Source organism: Aeromonas bivalvium, assembly GCF_000819765.1.
In the GTDB taxonomy this organism is placed as follows: Bacteria; Pseudomonadota; Gammaproteobacteria; order Enterobacterales; family Aeromonadaceae; genus Aeromonas; species Aeromonas bivalvium.
Genome location: NZ_CDBT01000024.1, coordinates 86,763 through 108,101, shown reverse-complemented (window position 1 = coordinate 108,101; position 21,339 = coordinate 86,763). Strand labels below are relative to the sequence as shown.

Sequence of the window (21,339 nt, the reverse complement as noted above, 5' to 3'; positions counted from 1 at the left end):
CCACCAGCCGGTCGCGCCCCGCCCGATCGGCTGATCCCGGCACCGCGCCCCCGGGCCCAGGTGCAAACGGAACAAGGTTCAAGACGAAGAGTGATGAGACCCCTAACCCTACCCCAGCTGCCCGCCACCGCGGGCCAAAAAAGCACCCTGGGCCAGCTCCATGGCAGCGCCCTGGCCCTGGTGGCCGCCGAGCTCACCCGCAGCAACACGGGCCCGACCCTGCTGATCACCGCCGACACCCCGAGCGCCCTGCGCCTCGAGCAGGAGCTGCGCTACCTGCTGGCCCAGGCAGACGATGCCCCCTGCCCCGTGCTGCTGTTCCCGGACTGGGAGACCCTGCCCTACGACACCTTCTCCCCCCATCAGGACATCATCTCCCAGCGGCTGGAGGCCCTCTATCAGCTGCCCCAGATGCAGCGGGGCGCCCTCATCGTCCCCATCTCCACCCTGATGCTGCGCTGTGCCCCCCAGGCGTATCTCGACAAATACAGCCTGATGGTCAAAAGCGGCCAGCGCCTCAACCTGCAACAGCTGAGGGGGCGTCTGGCCACGGCGGGTTATGTGGCAGTGGATCAGGTGCTCGAGCATGGCGAGTTCGCCGCCCGCGGCTCCCTGCTCGACCTCTTCCCCATGGGCAGCAACCACCCCTATCGCATCGACTTTTTCGATGACGAGGTGGACTCCATCCGTCCCTTCGACCCCGAATCCCAGCGCTCCCGCGAGCCCGTCCCTGCGGTCAGCCTGCTGCCGGCCCGGGAGTACCCCACCGACGAGGGGGCCATCGAGCTGTTTCGCGGCCAGTACCGGGAGCTGTTCGAGCTGTCCCGGGCCGATGGCTCCATCTATCAGGAGGTGAGCAAGGGGCGCTGGCCGGCGGGGATCGAATACTATCTGCCGCTCTTTTTCGAGCAGACCGCCAGCCTGTTTGACTATCTGCCACCCCAGACCCGCCTCATCACGGTCGGGGAGATCTACCCGGCCGCCCAGGGCTTCTGGAACGACGTACAACAACGCTACGAGGAGCGGCGCTGGGACACCAGCCGCCCCCTGCTCGAGCCCGCCCGCCTCTATCTGCCGGTGGAGCAGCTGTTTGCGGCCCTCGGCCAGTATGGCGCCGTGCGCCTGCAAAGCGCCCCCTGCCAGGGCGGCGCCGGCCAGTTCGATCTGCCCTTCGCCCCCCTGCCCGAGCTGCAACTGGATCACAGCAAGGAGCAGCCCCTGCTCGCCCTGGAGCAGTTCCTGCGAGGGTTTGCCGGACGCACCCTGTTCGTGGTCGAGTCCGAGGGGCGGCGCGAGGTGTTGCGGGACCTGCTGGCCCGCATCGGCCACCAGCCCCCCGAGTCCGCCAGCCTGGCGGCCTTCCTCGCCGGGAGCGACAGGATGGGCATACTGGTCGGCCCCCTGGAGCGCGGCTTCTTGCTGCAAGAGAGCGGCCAGGAGGCGCTCGCCCTCATCACGGAGAGCGAGCTGCTGGGCGGCAAGATCCGCAGCAAGCGCGCCCGGGAGAAGAGCAAGAACTTAAGCTCGGAGGCGGTGATCCGAAACCTGGGCGAGCTGACCCAGGGTCAGCCCGTGGTGCATCTGGATCACGGGGTCGGCCGCTATCTCGGCCTGGAGACCCTGGACGCCGGCGGCATGCCCACCGAGTTCCTCACCCTGGAATACGCCGGGGGCGACAAGCTGTTCGTGCCGGTCACCAGCCTGCACCTCATCAGCCGCTACACGGGTTCGGACAACCCCCCCAGCCACAAGCTCGGCGGCGAGGCCTGGAGCCGAGCCCGGCGCAAGGCGGCGGAGAAGGTGCGCGATGTGGCCGCCGAACTGCTGGACGTCTATGCCCTGCGGGCGGCGCGCAAGGGGTTCGCCTTCAAGCACGACAAGGAGAGCTATCGCCAGTTTGCCGCCGGCTTCCCGTTCGAGGAGACCGAAGACCAGCTCAATGCCATCAATGCGGTGCTCGGCGACATGTGCCAGGCCAAGAGCATGGACCGCCTGGTGTGCGGCGACGTGGGCTTTGGCAAGACGGAAGTGGCGATACGGGCCGCGTTTGTTGCGGTCCATGGCGGCAAGCAGGTGGCGGTGCTGGTGCCCACCACTCTCTTGGCCCAGCAGCACTACGACAACTTCCGCGACCGCTTCGCCAACTGGCCGGTGCGAGTGGAGGTGCTGAGCCGCTTCCGCTCCGCCAAGGAGCAGACGGCCGTCTTGAAAGAGCTGGCGGAGGGCAAGGTGGACATCATCATAGGCACCCACAAGCTGCTGGGCTCGGATCTGACGTTCAAGGATCTGGGGCTGCTCATCGTCGACGAGGAGCACAGATTCGGGGTGCGCCAGAAGGAGAAGATCAAGGCGCTGCGGGCCGACGTGGACATCCTCACCCTCACGGCGACGCCGATCCCGCGCACCCTCAACATGGCCATGTCCGGCATGCGGGATCTCTCCATCATCGCCACCCCGCCCGCCAAGCGCCTCGCCATCAAGACCTTCGTGCGCCAGCAGGATCCCGCCGTCACCCGGGAGGCGGTGCTGCGGGAGCTCAAGCGGGGCGGTCAGGTCTACTACCTGCACAACGATGTGGAGAGCATAGAGAAATGCGCCAATGATCTCGCCCAGCTGGTGCCGGAGGCGCGCATCGGCATCGCCCACGGCCAGATGCGCGAACGCGATCTTGAGCGCATCATGTCGGACTTCTACCACCAGCGCTTCAACCTGCTGGTGTGCACCACCATCATAGAGACCGGCATCGACGTGCCGAGCGCCAACACCATCATCATGGACAGGGCCGATCATCTGGGGCTGGCCCAGCTGCACCAGTTGCGGGGCCGGGTCGGGCGCTCCCACCATCAGGCCTATGCCTACCTGCTCACCCCCCATCCCAAGCTGATGACCAAGGATGCCGCCAAACGGCTCGATGCCATCGCATCCCTCGAAGATCTCGGCGCCGGATTTGCACTGGCCACCCACGATCTGGAGATCCGGGGCGCGGGCGAGCTGCTTGGCGACGACCAGAGCGGCCAGATAGAGTCGGTGGGTTTCACCCTCTACATGGAGATGCTGGAGCAGGCGGTGGAGGCCCTCAAATCAGGCAAGGAGCCCTCCCTGGATCAGCTGATGAGCCAGCACACCGAGGTGGAGCTGCGCCTGCCGGCCCTGTTGCCGGACAGCTATATCCCGGACGTCAACATGCGCCTGTCCATGTACAAGCGCATCGCCAGCGCGGCGGACGAGCAGGAGCTGCGGGAGCTCAAGGTGGAGCTCATCGATCGCTTCGGCCTGCTGCCGGACGCCACCAAGACCCTGTTCGACCTCGCCGGCTTCCGCCAGCGGGCGGCGGCCCTTGGCATCAAGCGCCTGGAGATGAACGAGCGCGGCGGTTATCTGGATTTCACCCAGGAGACCCGGGTCGACCCCACCTACCTGGTCAAGCTGCTCAGCGAACAGCCCAGGGTGTTCAAGATGGACGGCCCGACCCGGCTGCGCTTCCAGGTACCCACCCAGGACAGGGTCACCCGGTTGCAGCGGGTCGACGGTCTGCTCAAGGATCTCGCCGCCCACGCCGCTTGATGGCCCGCGCCCCGGCAGCGAGACGCGCCGGGAGCGCCAAAGGCAGTACCGCCATAAAAAAGAGGCCCCGCATTGGGGCCTCTGTTCGTTGCATCGTCTGGATCCTCAGGGGGCCAGACTGCGCAGCCAGCGTATCTCCTCGCCCCAGATGGACTCGTCGATGGTCTCGAGGATCAGCGGGATGCCGTCGAAACGCGCGTCGTTCATGATGTGGTGGAACACCGCCTCGCCGAGGTTGCCCTCCCGCAGGCTGTGGTGACGGTCGACCCGGCTGCCGAAGGTACATTTGGCACCGTTGATGTGCATCCCCTTGAGGTACTCGAACCCCACGATGCGGTCGAAGTCGGCAAACACCGCCTCGCACCCCTCGGGGGTGCGCAGATCGTAACCGGCGGCGAAGGCGTGGCAGGTGTCGAAGCAGACGCCGACCCGGCCCTTGTCTTCCACCCCCTCGATCAGGGTGGCCAGGTGCTCGAACGACCAGCCGAGGTTGGTGCCCTGGCCTGCGGTATTCTCGATCACCGCCGTCACCCCTTCACTGCGCTCCAGCGCCCAGTTGATGGACTCGCTCACCAGCTTGAGGCTCGCCGCCTCGGGGATCTGCTTGAGGTGGCTGCCGGGGTGGAAGTTGAGGTAGCACAGCCCCAGCTGCTCGCAGCGCCTGATCTCGTCCAGAAACGCATCCCGGGACTTGGCGAGGGCGTCGGGGTCGGGATGACCCAGGTTGATGAGGTAGCTGTCGTGGGGCAGGATCTGCTCGGGGCGAAAGCCCCCCTTCTCGCAGGCCGCCTTGAAGGCATCGATGGACTTGGTGGTCAGCGGCGCCGCCTGCCACTGGCGCTGGTTCTTGGTGAACAGGGCGAAGGCGTTGGCCCCGATAGCCTGGGCTCGGGCTATGGTGTTCTCCACCCCGCCGGCCGCACTGACGTGGGCTCCGATAAATTTCATCTTGTCTCCTCTGCGCTTGCTGGGCGCGTCGCCTCGCGAGTGTGTCAAGGCCGCGAGACGCGCCACCCCCTGATGGGGCGCCATTATGCCCAAGCCCGCCCCTTGCGCCAAACCGGGATTGTCGATGGGGGCAATGGAAAAGGCGCCCGCAGGCGCCTTGATGAGAGGAAGGTGACCCCTGCCCGTCAATAGGCCAGACCGGCCCCGTAGGGGTAGAGCGGGTTCGCGGAGTCCTTCGCCACGTCCGAGTGCTGGTCTTGCACCGCCTGCCAGTTGGAGGGCAGCTCGAAGGGGAGCTTGCCGCGTGCCTTCTGGGTGCCGCTCATGACATCGAACAGGGCCTGATCCAGGGCGCCGAAGTTGGCGAGCAGCACCCGGGCCGCCGGGGCCACCTCGGTCAGGATGGCGGGCCTGTCCAGATAGACGGAGAGCACCAGGGGCACCCCGGCCTGCTCGATGGCCTGGATGGCGGCATAGTCATCCGCGCCGCGGTAGACCCCCTCGTGGGCCGTCTCCTGCACCACCTGATCATTGCTGGCAAAGCCGAGCTGACCGAAGTGGATGCTGCCAAACGGGAAGCGGGGATCCTGCTCGCCCGGGGCATTGACCCGCACGATGGCAAGCCCCGCGTCGGCGAGATCCGTCACCACCGTATAGCCGTTGGCCCTGGCCACCTCGGCGTTGACATTGTGCAGATAGACCCGCTTGCCGTCCGCCTTGAGCGGCAGCAGGGATCCCTCGTTCTTCAGCAACACGTGGGACGCCGCCTGGGCGGCCTGGGCCTCTTGCTGGAACTCGGCCTTGCCCACCAGGACCACCGCGGCCTCCGCATCCACATAGGGATTCTCGAAGAGCCCCAGGGCAAACTTCTGTTCCAGGATCCGCTCGGCCGAGGTGGTGATGGCCGCCTCGGTCACCAGACCGCTCTGCACCGCCGCCAGCAGGGGGGCGGGATCTTCCACGCCACCGAACTGATCCACCCCGGCGTCGATGGCCTTGGCGTAGCGCTCGGCCTTGGTGAGCTTCTCCACCCCCCAGGACATGCCAAAGGGCACGGTCCAGGGGCTGACCCCCGCCGTCACCTCATCCTGGGTCAGCCCCTGCTCGCAGCGGCTGTCACAGTCATTGACGATGCCCCAGTCGCTCAGCACCACGCCGTCGAACTTGAAGTGGCCCCGCAACAGATCCGTGATGATCTGGCGGTTGAAGCCAAACCCCACCTCCTCGACGGGCTGCCCATCCTGGGTCAGACCCAGGGGCATGGCGTAATAGGGCATCACGGCCCCCACCCTGGCCTCGAAGGCGCCCTCGAAGGGCACCAGGTGGTAGGCAAACTGACCGCCGGGGTAGACCTGCTCCTTGCCCCAGGGGTTGTGGGCATCCAGGCCGTTTTTCTGGGGACCCGCCCCGGCGAAGTGCTTGACCACGGTGACCACGCTCTCCTTGCCTATGCCGTCGCTCCCCTGCTGGAAGCCCTCGATGTAGGCCTTGACCAGGGATTTGGCGAGCAGGTTGTCTTCCCCGAAGGTGCCATTGATGCGCCCCCAGCGCGGCTCGGTCGCGAGATCCGCCTGGGGCGAGAGGGCCTCGTGGATGCCGACGGCCCTGTACTCCTGACGGGCGATGTCGCCAAAGCGCTGCACCAGGGCGGCATCGCCGATGGCGGCGAGCCCCAGGGTCTCGGGCCACTGGGAGAAGGCCCCGGCGCCTATGCTGGTGGCGTTGGGATCATGGGTGAAGTGGTTGCGGGGATCCGTGCTCACCGTCATGGGGATGCCGAATCCCACCCCTTCCAGCAGGGCCTGCAGGGTGTTGTTGTCCGCGGCGATGGCCGCCGGATCACCGGCCATGCGGGTGATGAAGGTGTTGACCCCGTCCTCGCGCAGCATCTTGTCCATGGCCGCGAGGTTCACTCGCCCCTCCCCGTCCAGCACCAGGGTGCCGTGCATCATCAGCCCCGCCTTCTGGGCCAGGGTGAGCCTGGCCACCAGATCCCGGGCCCGCTCGGCGGCACCGAGGCGCCAGTCCTCGTAGGGGGTCAGGATGCCGCTGCCATCGAGATCCTTGAATTGCAGGCCATCCTGCTCGATGAGGGTGACGGTGCGGTGGCCCAGGACGGGCTGCTCCGGCTTGGGGGTGGAGTCGTTGTCGTTGCACCCTGCCAGCAGCAGGGCCCCGATGGCGAGGGCGACACGGGTTCGGGAGAGCGAGTGCTGTTTCATTGTTGTTATCTTCCTTGTGTGTGTAGGAGTGGCCACTCTATGCAAAAGCGGCCCCTCTCACTTGCCCGTCGGGTGCAGGAAGTTGCCGGTTGGGAGCAGGATTGAAAAGTGTGAAAAGGGTTGCAGGGTTACCCTTGGTTACAAATCTGAAACATGAAAGCGGCGCTGGCTCACGGCAATCCGCCGCCGTTGGCCGATGATGGTGGGCCACCGCCGACAAGGATTTTTGCCGTGAAGACCGTCTCCAACCGGATTGCCCTGCACTGCCTCAACCACTGGCAGGCCCGGGGGCGGGATCCTGCAGCCCTCCTGCACCCCTGCGGCATCGCCCACGAAGAGCTGCTGATCCCCCAGGGGCGACTCGACACCGGGCGCCACTTCCGGCTGCTGGCGAGGGCCGCCCCCCACGTGGATCTGGCCCTCGACTGGACGCCCCCCGTCCTCCCCGGCCTCTTTGCCGACTTCATGTCGCTGGCGAGCCTGTGCTGCAACGCCGCCACCCTGCGCCAGGCCCTGCACTTCTTCCTCGCCTACCGCCCCCTCATCGGCGAGAGCGACGAGATCCGCCTGCGAGAAGAAGAGGGGCAGGCCAGGGTAAGCTACCACTCGGAGTCCGATCACCCGGATGTCATCGCCCTGAGCAGCCTGGCCAACCTCTGCCACCTCTATGCCCTGCTTCAGTTCTATCACCCGGGGCAGGGCCTGCTGGTGCTACCCACCCCGGTACGCCCCAGGCTGTGGCGTGAGCTGGCAGGCTGGCTGGAAGGGCGGTTGCAACAGGAGGCGGCCTTCGAGCTGCGCTTTCCCGCCCCCTTGCTCGATCTCGCCCACGGGCAGTGCAACCTGCCCCTGCAACCCCTGCTGCTCGGGGAGCTCGACCGGCAGATGGCCCAGCTTCGCCCACGCAGCCGCTACCGGGACAAGGTGATGGCACTCATCCGCCAGCAGCTGTGGCAAGAGAACCCTGAGGCCTCCTCTCTGCTCGATGGGGTGTGCGAGCACCTCAAGCTGACCCGCTGGACCCTCAACCGCCATCTGCGAGAGGAAGGGTGCCACTTCTCGGGCCTGCTGGAGCGGGTGCGCCGGGAGGAGGCCTGCCGCCTGTTGCAGGATCCCGCCCTCCCCTTGCAGAGCGTGGGGGAGCGCCTGGGTTTTGCCCGCCAGAGCAGCTTTACCCGTTTCTTCAAGGAGGCGTTCGACCAATCCCCCAGCCAGTATCGCGCCCATCGCTACCGGGGCTGAGACGGCCGATGGGTTGCCATGCCTGACTCGGCCAGCGGGGACGGACTGGGATCCCAGGCCCGCCCCGGTGTGCCTGGGACGTTTTGAGAGAAGATGCGCGAGTTCACAGAGGTGAAGTATTTGAATTTACTCAATTTAGTTACTGAAAGAGATTGGCTATAGTAGGACCACTGGCCCCACAAGATACGATCAACGGATTGAATAAACGATTCCCCCCTCTGCCCCCGGTCTGGCGCAAGCAGCTGACCCTTGGGCTGGCCTCCTTGTGCTATCTCCTCACCGGCTGGGTGGGGCAGACCCTGTTCAGCCTGCACCCCGCTAACATCACGCTGATCTGGCTCCCCTCCGGGATTGCCCTCATCATGCTGCTCAACTGGGGCATGACATCGCTTCTCTGGATATGGCTCGGCAGTTTCCTGCTCAATGTCGGCGGCATGACGGTAGAGGGCGCCCTGCCCTCCTCCCTCGGGCACACCGCCATCGCGGCGCTGATCGATACCCTGGCCCCCGCCCTTGCCTTGTACCTGCTGCGCCGCTTTCTCCCACTGGGGACCCGCAACGCCAACGACCTCATCAAGCTCGTGCTGCTGGCCGGCGTGGTGCCCATTTCGATCTCCAGCCTGCTGCTGACCTGGAATCTGGTGCTGGGCCACTACATCGCCGGATCGACCTGGGTCGCCATGGCCAAGATGTTCTTCCTGGCCGATATCCTCGGCATCATTCTGGTGTACCAGATCCATACCGGCTGGCAAGATCCCCATGCCTTGCGCATCGTCCGCCTGCGCCACCTGGTACTGCCCCTGGCCGGTCTGTCACTGTTTGGCATCCTGGGGCTGGGTACCCAGAGCAGCTGGTTGATCTATCTGATGCCTCCCCTGCTGATCATTCTGGCGTTCGAAGTGAGCCGCTTCTATCTGAGCATCTTCAGCGGCCTCACCATGCTGTTCATCATACTGGCCACGGCCCATGGCCTAGGCCCCTTCATCCATCTGACCCCGGAGGAAACCAATACTGAGATGATGGCCTTCGTCTTCTCGTCCACGCTCACCATCTTCGGTGTCTCGCTGCAACGCGCACAACTGCACCGCACCGAGCAGGACAAGCAGACCGCGGAGAAGCAGGCCAGTTACGATCCCCTGTCAGGCCTGCTCAACCGTCGCGGCTTCATGCCGACCCTGGCCCGGCTGGACAACCAGGGCCGCCGCTACTGTGTGGCCATGCTGGACATAGACAACTTCAAGTCGATCAATGACAACCATGGTCACAGGGTGGGCGATCGGGTGATCCAGATCCTGGCCCAGATCATCCACAATCGCTGCCGCAGCCAGGACATTACGGCGCGGATCGGGGGGGAGGAGTTTGCCCTGGTATTGGTCGATATTGCGCCAGACGAGGTCGAGCCCTTGCTGGAGGCGATCCGCAGCACCCTTGCCAACATGTCCATCGTGGCCGAGCAGCAGACCCTCTACTGCACCATCAGCATTGGCTGGGCCGACAGCGCATCGGGGCATGACGGGGAAACCTTGCTGCATCACGCCGACCTTGCCCTCTATCAGGCCAAATCGGCAGGCAAGAACCGCATCGTCGCCTTTTCCGGTTGACGGCCCAGTTCCTAGCAGCAGGCCGCTGCCCCCGCTACGCCAGTGCCTCTTCCAGCACGTCGGCCAGCCACTGGATGAAGACCTGCACCCTGGGGGCCAGCTGGCGACGATGACCATAGAGGACATGGATGGGCAGAGGGGGCGCCTGCCACTCGGGCAGTATGGCCACCAGCTCGCCCCTGGCCAGCAGGGAGCTCACCCCGTGTTCGGGCAGCTGTATGATGCCAAGCCCCGCCAGGGCCGCGGCCAGGTAGCTCTCGCTGTCATTGACCGTCAGGGCGCCGGCCATGGGGTAACGCTCGGCACGGCCGTCGGCCCCCATGAACTCAAACCCGCCCGGCTCGCGCCCCAGATCGTGGCCATAGTGGATAAGCTGGTGGCGAGACAGCGCCGCCAGTGTGGTCGGTATCCCATGCCGGGCCAGGTAGGCCGGGCTGGCACAGTTGATCTGCCGCAGTTCCCCGAGCCGGCGCGCCACCAGACTCGATGATTCCAGCGCCCCGACCCGTACCACGCAGTCAAAGCCCTCGCGCACCAGATCGACCCGCCTGTCCGTGGTGCTCAGCATCAGGGTCAAGGCCGGGTGCTGACTCAAAAATGCCGGCAACCGGGGGATCACCAGCAGCCGGGCCAACCGGCTTGGCAGATCGACTCGCAAGCGCCCGCCCAGCTGCCGGGTCTGCTGGAACAATCCCTGCCACTCCTCCACATCCGCGAGCAGATCCAGGCAACGTTCATAGCAGAGCCGCCCATCTGGGGTGAGCTGCACCCGGCGCGTGGTGCGCTGCAACAGGCGGGTGCCCAGGCGCTCCTCGAGGCGACGAATGGTCAGTGACAGGGTCGCCTTGGGCACCGCCAGCTGATCGGCGGCGCGGGTAAAGCTCTTGAGCTCGGCTACCCTCACAAACATGCGCATGGCATCCAGTTGGTCCATCTCGGTCATTGTTCATGTAAATGGAACATTGCATCCAGTATGCCCAGCTTTATCCATGTTTGAAGGGAAAATATAGTCAAGGCGTCCGATAGACCCAGTCAACCCAGGAGCTCATCATGCCCAATCCCATTGCCCTCATCACAGGGGCCAGCCGCGGCCTTGGCCGCAACACGGCTCTCACCCTGGCCACCCGCGGGGTCGATCTCATCATCACCTACCGCCACCAGGCACAGGAGGCGCAGACGGTGGTCGACGCCGCCCGCGCCTTCGGGGTCCAGGCCCATGCCCTGATGCTGGATGTGGGCGAAAGCGCCAGCTTTCAGTCCTTTGCCGAGCAGGTGCATCAACTGCTGCAACAGCAGTGGCAGCAGACCCGGTTCGATTTTCTGGTCAACAATGCCGGCATCGGCATCAGTGCCCCCTTCGATCAGACCACGGAGCAGCAGTTCGATACCCTGATGAACATCCACCTCAAGGGCACCTTCTTCCTCACCCAGCAGTTGCTGCCGTTGCTGCGCGATGGTGGGCGCATCGTCAACCTCTCCACCGGCCTGACCCGCTTCGCCCTGCCTGGCTACGCCGCCTATGCGGCCATGAAGGGGGGCATAGAGGTGCTCAGCCACTATCTGGCCAAGGAGCTGGGCCCCAGGGGGATCGCCGTCAACGTGGTGGCCCCGGGCGCCATCGAGACCGACTTTGGCGGGGGTGTGGTGCGCGACAATCAGGGAGTGAACGATTTTCTTGCCAGCCAGACGGCTCTGGGCCGGGTCGGCCGCCCCGATGACATAGGGGGCGCCATCGCCGCCCTGCTGGCGGAGGAGTGCCGCTGGATCACCGCCCAGCGCATCGAAGTGTCCGGCGGCATGTTCATCTGATGGAGAGGCCCACCCGCGAGAAGAGGTGCCCGGCGGCACCTCTTCTCCATCAAGGCCCGCTCGTCAAGGGTCAGGGGGTCGCCGGCTCGGGCGCGGTGGTCTCGGTCGGGGTGGCTGATGATGGGGCTGCCTCTTGCTTCAGGGCAGTCATGACCTGCTCCTTGTGGGTGAGCTGCTCCATCACCAGCTTGTAGGCGATGTAGTACTTGTAGATGTTGCCGACATAGGTCACCGTCTCGGCGCCTATCTTTTCCGCCGCCACGTACTCGACGTTGTGGAACCAGGCATTGGGATCCAGGCCCTGCTTTTTCGCCTCGGCCCGCAGCCGCGCCACCCGTGCCGGGCCCGCGTTGTAGGAGGCGAAGGAGAAGAGCGCCTTGTCCAGCGCCGTCATGGGTTCGTCGGCATAGTAGTGATCTATCATCCAGCGCATGTATTTGACGCCGCCGTGGATGTTGGGCTCAAGCTGACGGATGTCACCCACCTTCAGCCCCTTGCCGGTGGCAGGCATGATCTGCATGATGCCGATGGCGCCGACGTGACTGCGCGCCTTGTGGTTGAGCGCCGACTCCTGATAGCCCTGGGCCGCCATCAGCAACCAGTCCATGTCATAACGCTCGCCGTACTCGCGAAACAGATCCACCACCTGCAAAAACTTCTTGCGTTCGGCCTCGGCGGCGGCGCTCTTGACGAACTTGTTCTGCTTGAGATAGCGCGCCAGCAGATCGTCGCCGGTCGCCTTGCCACGCAGGGCCTTGATCTGCTCGTTGAGCATGGTCAGCAGTTGCGGGCTCTCCTTGCGCACCGCCCAGGCGATGATGCCCCCCTCCCTGAACACTGGGGTCTCGTGAAGGGTTATCTCGGGAAAGATCTTCTGCCAGAAGCGAGCCTTGTGATCATCCATGACGATAAAGGGCAGCAGACCGGCGTTCACCATCTCCACCAGATCTTCATCTTCCAGCGCCTCGGAGGCGGGCTGAATGTCGATGAGGGGCTCTCCCGCCTCCTTGCGCGCCTGGTTATAGGCGAGCAGGCTCTCGAAATAGCTGGAAGAGGGGCGAACGAAGACGGTCTTGCCCCCCAGATCGGCGGCGCTTTCCACCTTGGGAGAGTGAGGGCCGGAGACCAGCAGTTCGCGCACGTTTTCGAGCAGGGGATCCGTGAACGCCACCCCTTGTTGCTTGCGCTTGTCCGTGATGGTGAGGTTGGCGGCGGCTATGTCCCCCTTGCCGGCAGTGAGGGAGGTGAGCAGCGCCTCCCGGGCCACCGGAATGAAGACGAAATGAACCTTGAGATGGCGCTTGATGGCCTTCTCCTTGCGCAGCTGTTCGTTGAGGCGACGCTCCAGCGTCATGAAGGCGTCATAGGTGACGCCCCGCTGCACCCCTTTATGGATGAAGTACCCCGTCTTGTTGTAGCTGGTCAGCACCCTGATGGTGCGCCGCTCCAGCATGGCATCCAGATCTCCCAGCCAAGGCTGAGCCAGCTCCTGGGCACTGAAGGAGAGCGCCTCGCCCTCCTCTTTCTCCGCCTCCACCGCCTCTTCGCCCCAGGCTGAGACAGAGACAAACAGGCTCAGGGCAAACAATAACCAACAGCGTTTCATCGTGTTTACCTCACTCATTTTATTGAGTGTAGAGCCGCCAGATGTGGCACTTAGCCCATTGCGTTTGATCAATCCAGGGTTGCAGTAACCAGATGATATGACCCGGCCAAAGAGGCAGATCCGGGCAAGATGTCTCTTGGGGATGAGCCCCTGAAAAGGGCGCTTGCTTTGCCAGGGGCGAGCACTTTTTCTTCGAATAGTGGCGTGAGATCTCACTTTTGCCATCTGGCACCAACGGGAATTGATCTAGCGCAAAACCGATCTCGATAAATCATCATTTCCTTTACCCATTATGTAGTATTCCTGCCGAGCAATCGTGGGATCTCATTGATTCCATTCATAACAAGAGTCCGGTTTGCCTGCTCCCGCCACACGCGAAGACTGGTGTCCACGTCATGGATGGCAAGGGTCAGGTTTTGCTACGCATTTTATTGGGGAGCGATGATCGTGAGTTCATGCAAAAAACCAACCTGGCTGGGCCTCGCCGCCCTGCTGATGACAACCCTGCTCTGCGCGCCGGTGCAGGCCGATGAGGCTCAGCCCAAGGGCAAGGAGGCACAGCCCAAGGGAAAAATAGAGACCCGCAGCGAGCTGTTCGCCAAGGATCACGCCGATCAGTTCAGCAGCTGGAAGGCGACCGGCGAGAGCCGCGAGCGCACCGATGCTCTGGCGGAAGATCCGCAGATGGTGGTGCTCTGGGGCGGCTATGCCTTCGCCAAGGACTACAACAAGCCGCGGGGTCACTTCTATGCCCTGACCGATGTGCGGGAAACCCTGCGCACCGGCGCCCCCAAGAGCGCCGAGGATGGCCCCCTGCCCATGGCCTGCTGGAGCTGCAAAGGCCCGGACGTGGCCCGCGTCATCGACGAGCAGGGTGAGGATGGCTACTTCAAGGGGATGTGGGCAAAAGGCGGACCCGAGATCGTCAACACCATCGGCTGCGCCGACTGCCATGACACCGCCTCGAAAGAGTTCAAGGAGGGCAAACCCGCCCTGCACCTCTCCCGTCCCTATGCCGACCGCGCCATGACGGCCATCGGCAAGCCGTTCAAGGAGCAGGGGCACTTCGATCAGCAGTCCCAGGTGTGCGGCCAGTGCCACGTGGAGTATTACTTCACCGGCCCCACCAAGGCGGTGAAATTCCCCTGGGACAAGGGCACCACAGTGGAGCAGATGGAGCAGTATTACGACGAAATAGGCTTTGCCGACTGGACCCATGCCCTCTCCAGGACCCCCATGCTCAAAGCCCAGCACCCCGAGTACGAAACCTGGCGCGCCGGCATTCACGGTCAGAACAACGTCGCCTGCGTCGACTGCCACATGCCCAAGGTGCAGAACGAGCAGGGCAAGGTCTACACCGATCACAAGGTGGGCAACCCCTTCGATCGCTTCGACCAGACCTGCCGCAACTGCCATACCCAGAGCAAGGAGATGCTGCAAGGCATAGTCCAGCAGCGCAAGGATGCCGTCACCGAAATCAAATTGAAGGTCGAGAAGCAGCTGGTGCACGCCCACTTCGAGGCCAAGGCCGCCTGGGATGCCGGCGCCACCGAGGCGCAGATGAAGGACATTCTGCAGGACATCCGTCACGCCCAGTGGCGCTGGGACTTCTCCATCGCCTCCCACGGGGTGCAGATGCACGCCCCGGAAGTGGCGCTGCGCATGCTGGGAACCGCCCTGGACAAGGCCGCCGATGCCCGCACCAAGCTGGCACGCCTGCTGGCTGCCAAGGGGATCAGCCACGAGATCGCCATTCCTGACATCTCCAGCAAGGAGAAGGCCCAGGCCGCCCTTGGCATGGATATGAAGCAGATGAACAGCGACAAGGCCCAGTTCCTCAAGACCACAGTCCCCGCCTGGGATGCCGAGGCCAAAGCGGCCGGACGGCTCGCACAATGACGAGGGAGGCGGGCCCGCACAGCCGGGCCTGCCGCCGGATGGAGGCTTCCTATGGGTGATTTAACGATGGATTTCTTACGACTGATGCTGATGGCAGCCATGCTGCTCACCAGCCTGCAGGGCCAGGCCGCCGATGCGGCAACCGCCCCGGCACCGACGACACATGAAGTGGAATTTCTGCGCAGTGCCGACAAGGCCTGTACCGACTGCCACAAGGAGCAGAGCGAGGGGATGCACGGCAAGCATGGTCAGGCGACCAACCCCAACAACCTGGCACCGGTCACCTGCACCAACTGCCACGGCCAGCCCTCCCCTCAGCACAGGGAAGGGGTCAAGGATGTGATGCGCTTTAGCGACAGCTTCAATAACAAGCAGAGCACCGGGACCTACCCCATCGCCGAGCAAAACGGGGTCTGCATGAGCTGTCACGAGCCCAAAGTGCTGCGCGAGGCGCTCTGGGCCCACGACGTGCACGCCACCAAACTCACCTGCACCAGCTGCCACCAGCTGCACCCGGCCAGGGAGCCCATGGTGGCTATTCCGGAGAAGTCCCGCATCAAGCTCTGCGTCGACTGCCACAGCAAGCAGCATCAGGCCAAGGCAGGCAACCAGAATGCAAGCCTGGGCAAGGAGGCGCCATGAGCTGCTCTCGCCGTGACTTTATGGCGGGGATGGGCGCGGGGGCCCTCATCATGATGACGGGGGCTGCTCGTGCCAACACCCGCGCCCTTGCCACCACCCTCGCCCACAGCCAGACCATAGACGGGGTCCGCTATGGCATGATCCACGACGAGACGGCCTGCATCGGCTGTACCGCCTGCATGGATGCCTGCCGGGAGGTCAATCAGGTGCCAGAGGGGGTCTCGCGCCTCGAGATCCTCCGCTCCGGCCCCATCGGTGAATTCCCCGACGCCGAGTACCACTTCTTTCGCAAGTCCTGCCAGCACTGCGACAACGCCCCCTGCGTGCACGTCTGCCCGACCGGTGCCTCCCATATCCGCGAGGAGGATGGCATCGTCGACGTCAACCCGGATCTCTGCGTCGGCTGCATGTATTGTCTGGCCGCCTGCCCCTATCAGGTGCGCTTTATCAACCCTGTGACCAAGGTTGCCGACAAGTGCGACTTTTGCCGCAAGACCAACCTGGCGGCGGGCAAGGAGCCGGCCTGCGTGGAGTCCTGCCCCACCAAGGCGCTGGTGTTCGGCAATCTGGATGACCCGGACAGTCCCATCGCCAAACGGCTGGTGAAGGAGACCACCTATCGCTACAAGCAGGCACTCGGCACCTCGCCCAAGATGTACCGCGTACCCAAAGGGGAGATAACGTCATGACCATGCAAGCGGCGCTTCACTTCCCCTCGCTGGTGTGGGGATTTGCCCCATCGCCATCTACCGCAGTAACAGAAGGAGGAATGGATCATGTTGCATGACGCATTTCACTTTCCCTCGCTGGTGTGGGACTGGCCCATCGCCATCTATCTCTTTCTGCTCGGCATCTCCGCCGGGGCCACCACCCTCTCGGTGCTGCTGCGCCGCAAGGGGGCCGGCAGCGAGAACGGCATCATCAAGGCGACCGCCATTCTGGCGCCGGTGAGCGTGGTGCTGGGGTTACTGATCCTCATCTTCCATCTGGCCCGCCCCTGGACCTTCTGGAAGCTGATGTTCCACTATCAGTTCGACTCCGTGATGTCGATGGGGGTCATGCTGTTTCAGCTCTACATGGCGGTGCTGTTCGCCTGGCTGGCGGTGGTGTTTCGCTCCGAGATTGAGACCTTGCGCCGTCACCTGCTGCAAGAGAGGTTCGCCTTTGTGGATGGGCTGATAGGCCTGCTGGCTCGTTTCGAGCGGCTGCTGGCGCCGCTCTTGCTGCTGCTCGCCGTGCTCTTGGGGGCCTACACCGGCTTTCTGCTGTCGGCGCTCAAGACCTATCCGCTGTTGAACAACCCGGTGCTGCCGGTGCTCTTCCTGGTCTCAGGCATCAGCTCAGGGATCGCCTCCACCATCTTGCTGGCGGTGACCCTGTTCAAGGAGCACCACCACAGCCCGGGCGTGAGCTTTGTGCATAGCTTCGAGCGCCCCGTGTTGGCGGTAGAGGTGCTGCTGCTGGTCTGCTTCTTTACCGGTCTCTACTTCGGTGGCGGTCAGAAGGAGGTGGCCATGTGGGCCGCCATCGGCAGCGGCTTCTGGGCTCAGGTGTTCTGGGTCGGCGTGGTGGGGATCGGCATGCTGTTGCCCCAGCTGCTCTCCCTGCTGGCTCCGGCCGCGCTGCGGGAGCGAAACGGCCACCTGGTGCTGGTCTGCAGCCTGACCCTGGTGGGCATACTGCTGCTGCGCTACTTCGTGCTCTATGCCGGCCAGATGACGGTAGTTTAAAAAACCGTTCACGCTCCTGCTGCGAGGCCGTGATCAAGGCTCATGCGCTGCTCGGAATCCTCATGTATTCACATACACTCCGGTTCCTGCGCTGCTCTTTACCTTGCTGACAACCTCTCGCGACGGATCGTGAACCGGTTATTGAAAGCTGGGGATAAGCGCCAGCCGCCCTCGGGTGACTGGCGCTTGTTTGTTGCGATGAGTTGTTGCGATTGGTTGTTGCCAGAAATGTAGATGTTATCCCCCAGCGCCGGTACGGTGCAGACGCTGCGGCATAACATAGACGAATGATTGACTGGAGGTTGTGTGCTGGCGGAGCTCGGCTATCTCTCACTGTTGCTGGCGACCGGGCTCGCCCTGCTGCAAGGGCTGCTGCCCTGGCTGGGGCTGCGGCTCGCCTCACGCCCGCTGCTCGGCTGCGCAGCACCGCTGGCCCTCCTGGTCGCGCTCCTGCTGTTGGCCTCCCTGCTGCTGCTCGCCAGCTGTTTTGGCCTCGATGACTTTACCCTGGTCTATGTGGCCCAGCACGCCAACAGGGCCCTGCCCCTTGGCTTCAAGCTGGCAGCGGTGTGGGGGGGCCACGAAGGCTCCATGCTCTTCTTTGTCTTTGCGCTGGGGCTGTGGGGCGCGCTGGTGGCACTTTGCTCCAAGCGGGTCGATCCGCTGATCACAGCTCGAGTACTGGCCATCATGGGGCTGATCGTCGGGCTGTTCGGCCTCTATACCCTGATCTTCTCCAGCCCGTTTGACCGTCAGTTTCCGGGGCCGCTGGAGGGGCGCGATCTCAACCCCATGCTGCAGGATATCGGCCTTATCATCCACCCGCCCCTGCTCTATCTCGGTTATGTCGGCTTTGCGGTCAACTTCGCCTTCGCCATGGCGGCGCTGCACTCGGGCAGGCTCGATGGCGCCGTGGCCCACTGGAGCCGCCCCTGGGCGCTCGGCTCCTGGGTGTTTCTCACCGCCGGTATCGTGCTGGGCTCCTGGTGGGCCTATTACGAGCTCGGTTGGGGTGGCTGGTGGTTCTGGGATCCGGTAGAAAATGCCTCCCTCTTGCCCTGGCTGCTCGGCACTGCCCTGCTGCACGCCCTGGTGGTGTGCGAGAAGCGCGGCGCCTATGGTCACGCCGTGTTGCTGCTCTCCATCTTCACCTTCGCCTTGAGCCTGCTCGGTACCTTCGTGGTGCGCTCCGGGGTGCTCACCTCGGTGCACGCCTTTGCAGTGGACCCCAGCCGCGGCCTCACCCTCTTGTTGCTGCTCGGCTTGTTATTGACCTGCGCCCTCACCCTGTTTGCACTGCGGGCGGACATTCGCGCCCCCTATGCCCGCTTTGGCTTGCTGTCAAAAGAGGGGCTGATCGGCGCCGCCATCCTGCTGCTCAGCGTGGCCTGCGCCAGCGTGCTGCTCGGCACCTTCTACCCCATGGTGTTCCAGTCGCTCCATCTGGGCTCGCTCTCGGTGGGCGCCCCCTATTTCAATACCCTCTTCGTGCCGCTGGCCCTCTGCCTGATGGCGCTGATGACCCAGCTGCCGCGCCTGCGCTGGCAGCGCCTTGCCAAGATCTCCCTCCTCGGGACGCTGCTGCCGCCCCTGCTCGGCCTGCTGGGGGGCGGCCTGCTGAGCCTCGGCTATCGCGAACAGGGATCCATGGGCTGGAGCGGCATCCTCGCCAATATGGCGAGCCTCTGGCTAATCGCGAGCCTGCTGCTCAATTTCTCATTCAAGACTCGCGACCTGAGCGCCAGCCGGCTGGGGAGCCTGCTGGCCCACCTCGGGGTGGCGGTGTGCGCCCTCGGCATTGCGCAGGTGAGTCACCACAGTCAGGAGGGGGGCGCGGTACTCGCCGCAGGCCAGCCCTATCGGCTCGGCGCCTTCGAGTTTCGCTATGAGGGGAGCGAGCCCATCATCGGCCCCAACTACACCGCCGAGCGCATCACGCTTAGCGCGCATAAGGACGGTAAAGAGGTGGCGCGGCTGACGCCGGAGCGGCGCCACTACAGCGTGCGCACCATGAACATGAACGAACCCGGGATCAAATGGGGAATGCTTGGCGATCTCTACGTGGTGCTTGGCGAGAAGATGGGACCCGGCGCCTATGCCATGAGGCTGCACCATAAGCCACTGGTGCGCTGGATCTGGTTCGGTGGCCTGTTGATGATGGCGGGTGGCGCCCTGCGCCTGCTCGCCCGCCGACCGCTGCTGGCTAGCCATCCTGCGCCAGCTACCGCCCCCTGCCCCCGGCTTGAACAGGAGACCTTATGAACGCCCGTCTGCGCCTGTTCGTGCCGCTCCTGCTCACCCTGGGGCTCGGTGCCCTGCTCTGGCTCGGCCTTGGCAACAATCCCTACAGCCAGGATGAGGCTGTCGCAGGGCGCACTCTGCCAGTCTGGCAGAGTGACGATCTGTTTGGTGGCCCCCCCATCCATACCGCGGCACTCAAGGGGGCCCCCTTCGTGCTCAACGTCTGGGCCAGCTGGTGCCCCAACTGCCTCGCCGAGCACCCGCTGCTCAGTGAGCTGGCAAGCGCCGTGCCCCTCTACGGCCTCAACTACCGGGACAAGGGAGACGCCGCCCGCGCCTGGCTCACCGAGGCGGGTAACCCCTATCGCGCCGTGCTGGCCGACCCCGACGGCAAGCTGGCTATGGAGCTTGGCGTCTACGGCACGCCGGAGACCTATCTCTTCGCCGGCGACGGCACCCTGCTGACCCGTCATACCGGCCTGCTCACCCGGGACATCTGGCAACGCCAGTTTGCCCCCCAGCTTGCAAAGGCCCGCAGCAACACCGCTAGCCAGTCCGAAGTGGAGAGAGAAGTAAAGAGACAAGTGCAGGAGAGCAAGCCATGAGCCGTCTCGGCCACGCCCTGATCGCGCCGCTCTTGCTGGCCTTAAGCCTCGGGGCCCTTGCCAGCGGGGTCGACACCTATGAGTTTCGCCACCCCGAGCGGCAGATCCGCGCTCAGGAGCTGGCCCGCGCCCTGCGCTGCCCCCAGTGCCAGAACCAGAACCTGGTGGAATCCAACTCCCCCATCGCCCGGGATCTGCGGCTTGAGGTCTACCGCTGGGTGGACGAGGGGCAGTCTGATGAGCAGGTGATCGCCCGCATAACGGCGCGCTTCGGCGATTTCGTGCGCTACGATCCCCCCTTCAAGAGCAGCACGGCGCTGCTGTGGGGCGGCCCCGCCCTCTTGCTGTTGCTGGCGCTCAGTCGCCTTCGCAGGAGCCTGCATCGCCGGCAACCGGCGCAAGTGCCGCTTGTCGGCGACAGAGCCGAGGGAATGCTTGCCCACGACCCCAGGGCCGAGCTGAACCTCCTCATCATGGCCGAGCAGCAGGCGGGGCTTGCCCCCCACAGCCGCCTCTACCGGGAGCTGGAGCTGGCCCGCCTCGCCAACGCCACCCCAACCGCCGAGCAGGCCCTGCGCGAGCGGCTGGCCAAGGACCGCACCGCCCGCCCGCAGCTTAGGTTTCGGCCATGGATACTAGTTGGGGCCCTGCTGCTGGCGCTGATGGCCGGCATTTATGCCGGCACTGGCCGCTATCAGGCGTGGCAGGATTATCAGTCGCGCCCCGATCCGCTGGCGGGATTGAGCCCCCGGGATCTGCAGGACAAGGAGCTCGGCGCCCTGCACCAGCGCCTGCAAGCCAACCCCGCCGATCTCGACGGCTGGGCGGCGCTCGGCCAGTTGTATCTCTATCGGGACGAGTACGCCAACGCCCTGCTCGCCTACCAGCGCCTCGCCCTGCAAGAAGGAGGCGCCAGCGCGGCGACCCAGGCCGCCCAGGCCACCGTGCTCTACTACCAGGCGGGCCAGCAGCTGACCCCGGAGGCGCAGCGTCTGCTGGCAAGTGCGCTCAAGCAGGACAAGGGCGAGGTGAGCGCCCTGATGCTGCTCGCCTCCGATCACTTCCTGCACGGCCGCTACAGCCAGGCCATCGCCCTCTGGCAGCAGTTGCTGGACAGCGAGCGCCCCCGCATCAACCGGGCCGCGCTGATCGAGGCAATTCAGACCGCCCGCATCATGGGGGGCTAGCCGGGGACAGGGCGGGACGTAGAAAAGAGGGCAAGGGGCGCCG

15 protein-coding genes are annotated in these 21,339 nt (G+C 64.7%); 11 read left to right on the top strand and 4 right to left on the bottom strand.

All coding sequences use genetic code 11. The features are described from left to right. Window positions 1–93 precede the first annotated feature (93 nt). Window positions 94–3,564, top strand: a complete 3,471-nt coding sequence (mfd, locus tag BN1119_RS09165) for a transcription-repair coupling factor (protein WP_041996911.1) — start codon at window positions 94–96, stop codon at window positions 3,562–3,564. A gap of 105 nt (window positions 3,565–3,669) precedes the next feature. Here mfd and nfo read toward each other — a convergent pair whose 3' ends face one another. Both nfo and BN1119_RS09155 read right to left on the bottom strand, forming a co-directional pair. Next, the gene (gene nfo, locus BN1119_RS09160) at window positions 3,670–4,512 is read right to left on the bottom strand and encodes a deoxyribonuclease IV (RefSeq protein WP_041996910.1); all 843 of its coding nucleotides are present in this window, start codon (window positions 4,510–4,512) and stop codon (window positions 3,670–3,672) included. 185 nt (window positions 4,513–4,697) lie between these two features. Further along, window positions 4,698–6,734 carry a glycoside hydrolase family 3 protein gene (locus BN1119_RS09155; protein WP_041996907.1) on the bottom strand — a complete coding sequence of 679 codons (2,037 nt, stop codon included), beginning with the start codon at window positions 6,732–6,734 and terminating at the stop codon, window positions 4,698–4,700. Between the two features lie 231 nt (window positions 6,735–6,965). Here BN1119_RS09155 and BN1119_RS09150 point away from each other — a divergent pair, with 231 nt between their 5' ends. Then, window positions 6,966–7,976, top strand: coding sequence for a helix-turn-helix transcriptional regulator (locus tag BN1119_RS09150; protein WP_041996904.1), 1,011 nt, complete (start codon window positions 6,966–6,968; stop codon window positions 7,974–7,976). A gap of 197 nt (window positions 7,977–8,173) precedes the next feature. Continuing rightward, window positions 8,174–9,577, top strand: a complete 1,404-nt coding sequence (locus BN1119_RS09145) for a sensor domain-containing diguanylate cyclase (RefSeq protein ID WP_041996901.1) — start codon at window positions 8,174–8,176, stop codon at window positions 9,575–9,577. Between the two features lie 34 nt (window positions 9,578–9,611). On the opposite strand, the gene BN1119_RS09140 is transcribed toward BN1119_RS09145, so the two are convergent. Then, on the bottom strand, window positions 9,612–10,511 hold the full coding sequence (locus BN1119_RS09140) for a LysR family transcriptional regulator (RefSeq protein WP_041997194.1): 900 nt from the start codon (window positions 10,509–10,511) through the stop codon (window positions 9,612–9,614). 116 nt (window positions 10,512–10,627) lie between these two features. Here BN1119_RS09140 and BN1119_RS09135 point away from each other — a divergent pair, with 116 nt between their 5' ends. Continuing rightward, the gene (locus BN1119_RS09135) at window positions 10,628–11,386 is read left to right on the top strand and encodes an SDR family NAD(P)-dependent oxidoreductase (RefSeq protein ID WP_041996899.1); all 759 of its coding nucleotides are present in this window, start codon (window positions 10,628–10,630) and stop codon (window positions 11,384–11,386) included. A gap of 70 nt (window positions 11,387–11,456) precedes the next feature. Here BN1119_RS09135 and BN1119_RS09130 read toward each other — a convergent pair whose 3' ends face one another. Further along, the gene (locus BN1119_RS09130; RefSeq protein ID WP_041996897.1) at window positions 11,457–12,992 is read right to left on the bottom strand and encodes an MltF family protein; all 1,536 of its coding nucleotides are present in this window, start codon (window positions 12,990–12,992) and stop codon (window positions 11,457–11,459) included. 441 nt (window positions 12,993–13,433) lie between these two features. Here BN1119_RS09130 and nrfA point away from each other — a divergent pair, with 441 nt between their 5' ends. From nrfA to nrfF, 7 genes are all read left to right on the top strand, one after another. Further along, window positions 13,434–14,891, top strand: coding sequence for an ammonia-forming nitrite reductase cytochrome c552 subunit (gene nrfA / locus BN1119_RS09125; RefSeq protein ID WP_041996894.1), 1,458 nt, complete (start codon window positions 13,434–13,436; stop codon window positions 14,889–14,891). A 51-nt stretch (window positions 14,892–14,942) separates the two neighbouring features. Next, a complete protein-coding gene (gene nrfB / locus BN1119_RS09120) occupies window positions 14,943–15,533 on the top strand; it encodes a cytochrome c nitrite reductase pentaheme subunit (RefSeq protein ID WP_041996892.1) in 591 nt (196 codons plus the stop codon). Continuing rightward, window positions 15,530–16,222 (top strand): cytochrome c nitrite reductase Fe-S protein, encoded by a 693-nt coding sequence (gene nrfC / locus BN1119_RS09115; protein WP_041996890.1) that lies wholly within the window; start codon window positions 15,530–15,532, stop codon window positions 16,220–16,222. The genes nrfB and nrfC overlap by 4 nt, the downstream gene beginning before the upstream one ends. 87 nt (window positions 16,223–16,309) lie before the next feature. Continuing rightward, window positions 16,310–17,263: a cytochrome c nitrite reductase subunit NrfD gene (gene nrfD, locus BN1119_RS09110; RefSeq protein ID WP_041996887.1), complete on the top strand. Its 954-nt coding sequence runs from the start codon at window positions 16,310–16,312 to the stop codon at window positions 17,261–17,263. Between the two features lie 306 nt (window positions 17,264–17,569). Continuing rightward, window positions 17,570–19,525, top strand: a complete 1,956-nt coding sequence (nrfE, locus tag BN1119_RS09105) for a heme lyase NrfEFG subunit NrfE (protein ID WP_041996884.1) — start codon at window positions 17,570–17,572, stop codon at window positions 19,523–19,525. Continuing rightward, window positions 19,522–20,109, top strand: a complete 588-nt coding sequence (locus BN1119_RS09100; protein ID WP_041996881.1) for a DsbE family thiol:disulfide interchange protein — start codon at window positions 19,522–19,524, stop codon at window positions 20,107–20,109. The genes nrfE and BN1119_RS09100 overlap by 4 nt, the downstream gene beginning before the upstream one ends. Beyond that, window positions 20,106–21,296 carry a heme lyase NrfEFG subunit NrfF gene (nrfF, locus tag BN1119_RS09095; protein WP_041996879.1) on the top strand — a complete coding sequence of 397 codons (1,191 nt, stop codon included), beginning with the start codon at window positions 20,106–20,108 and terminating at the stop codon, window positions 21,294–21,296. The genes BN1119_RS09100 and nrfF overlap by 4 nt, the downstream gene beginning before the upstream one ends. Window positions 21,297–21,339 lie beyond the last annotated feature (43 nt).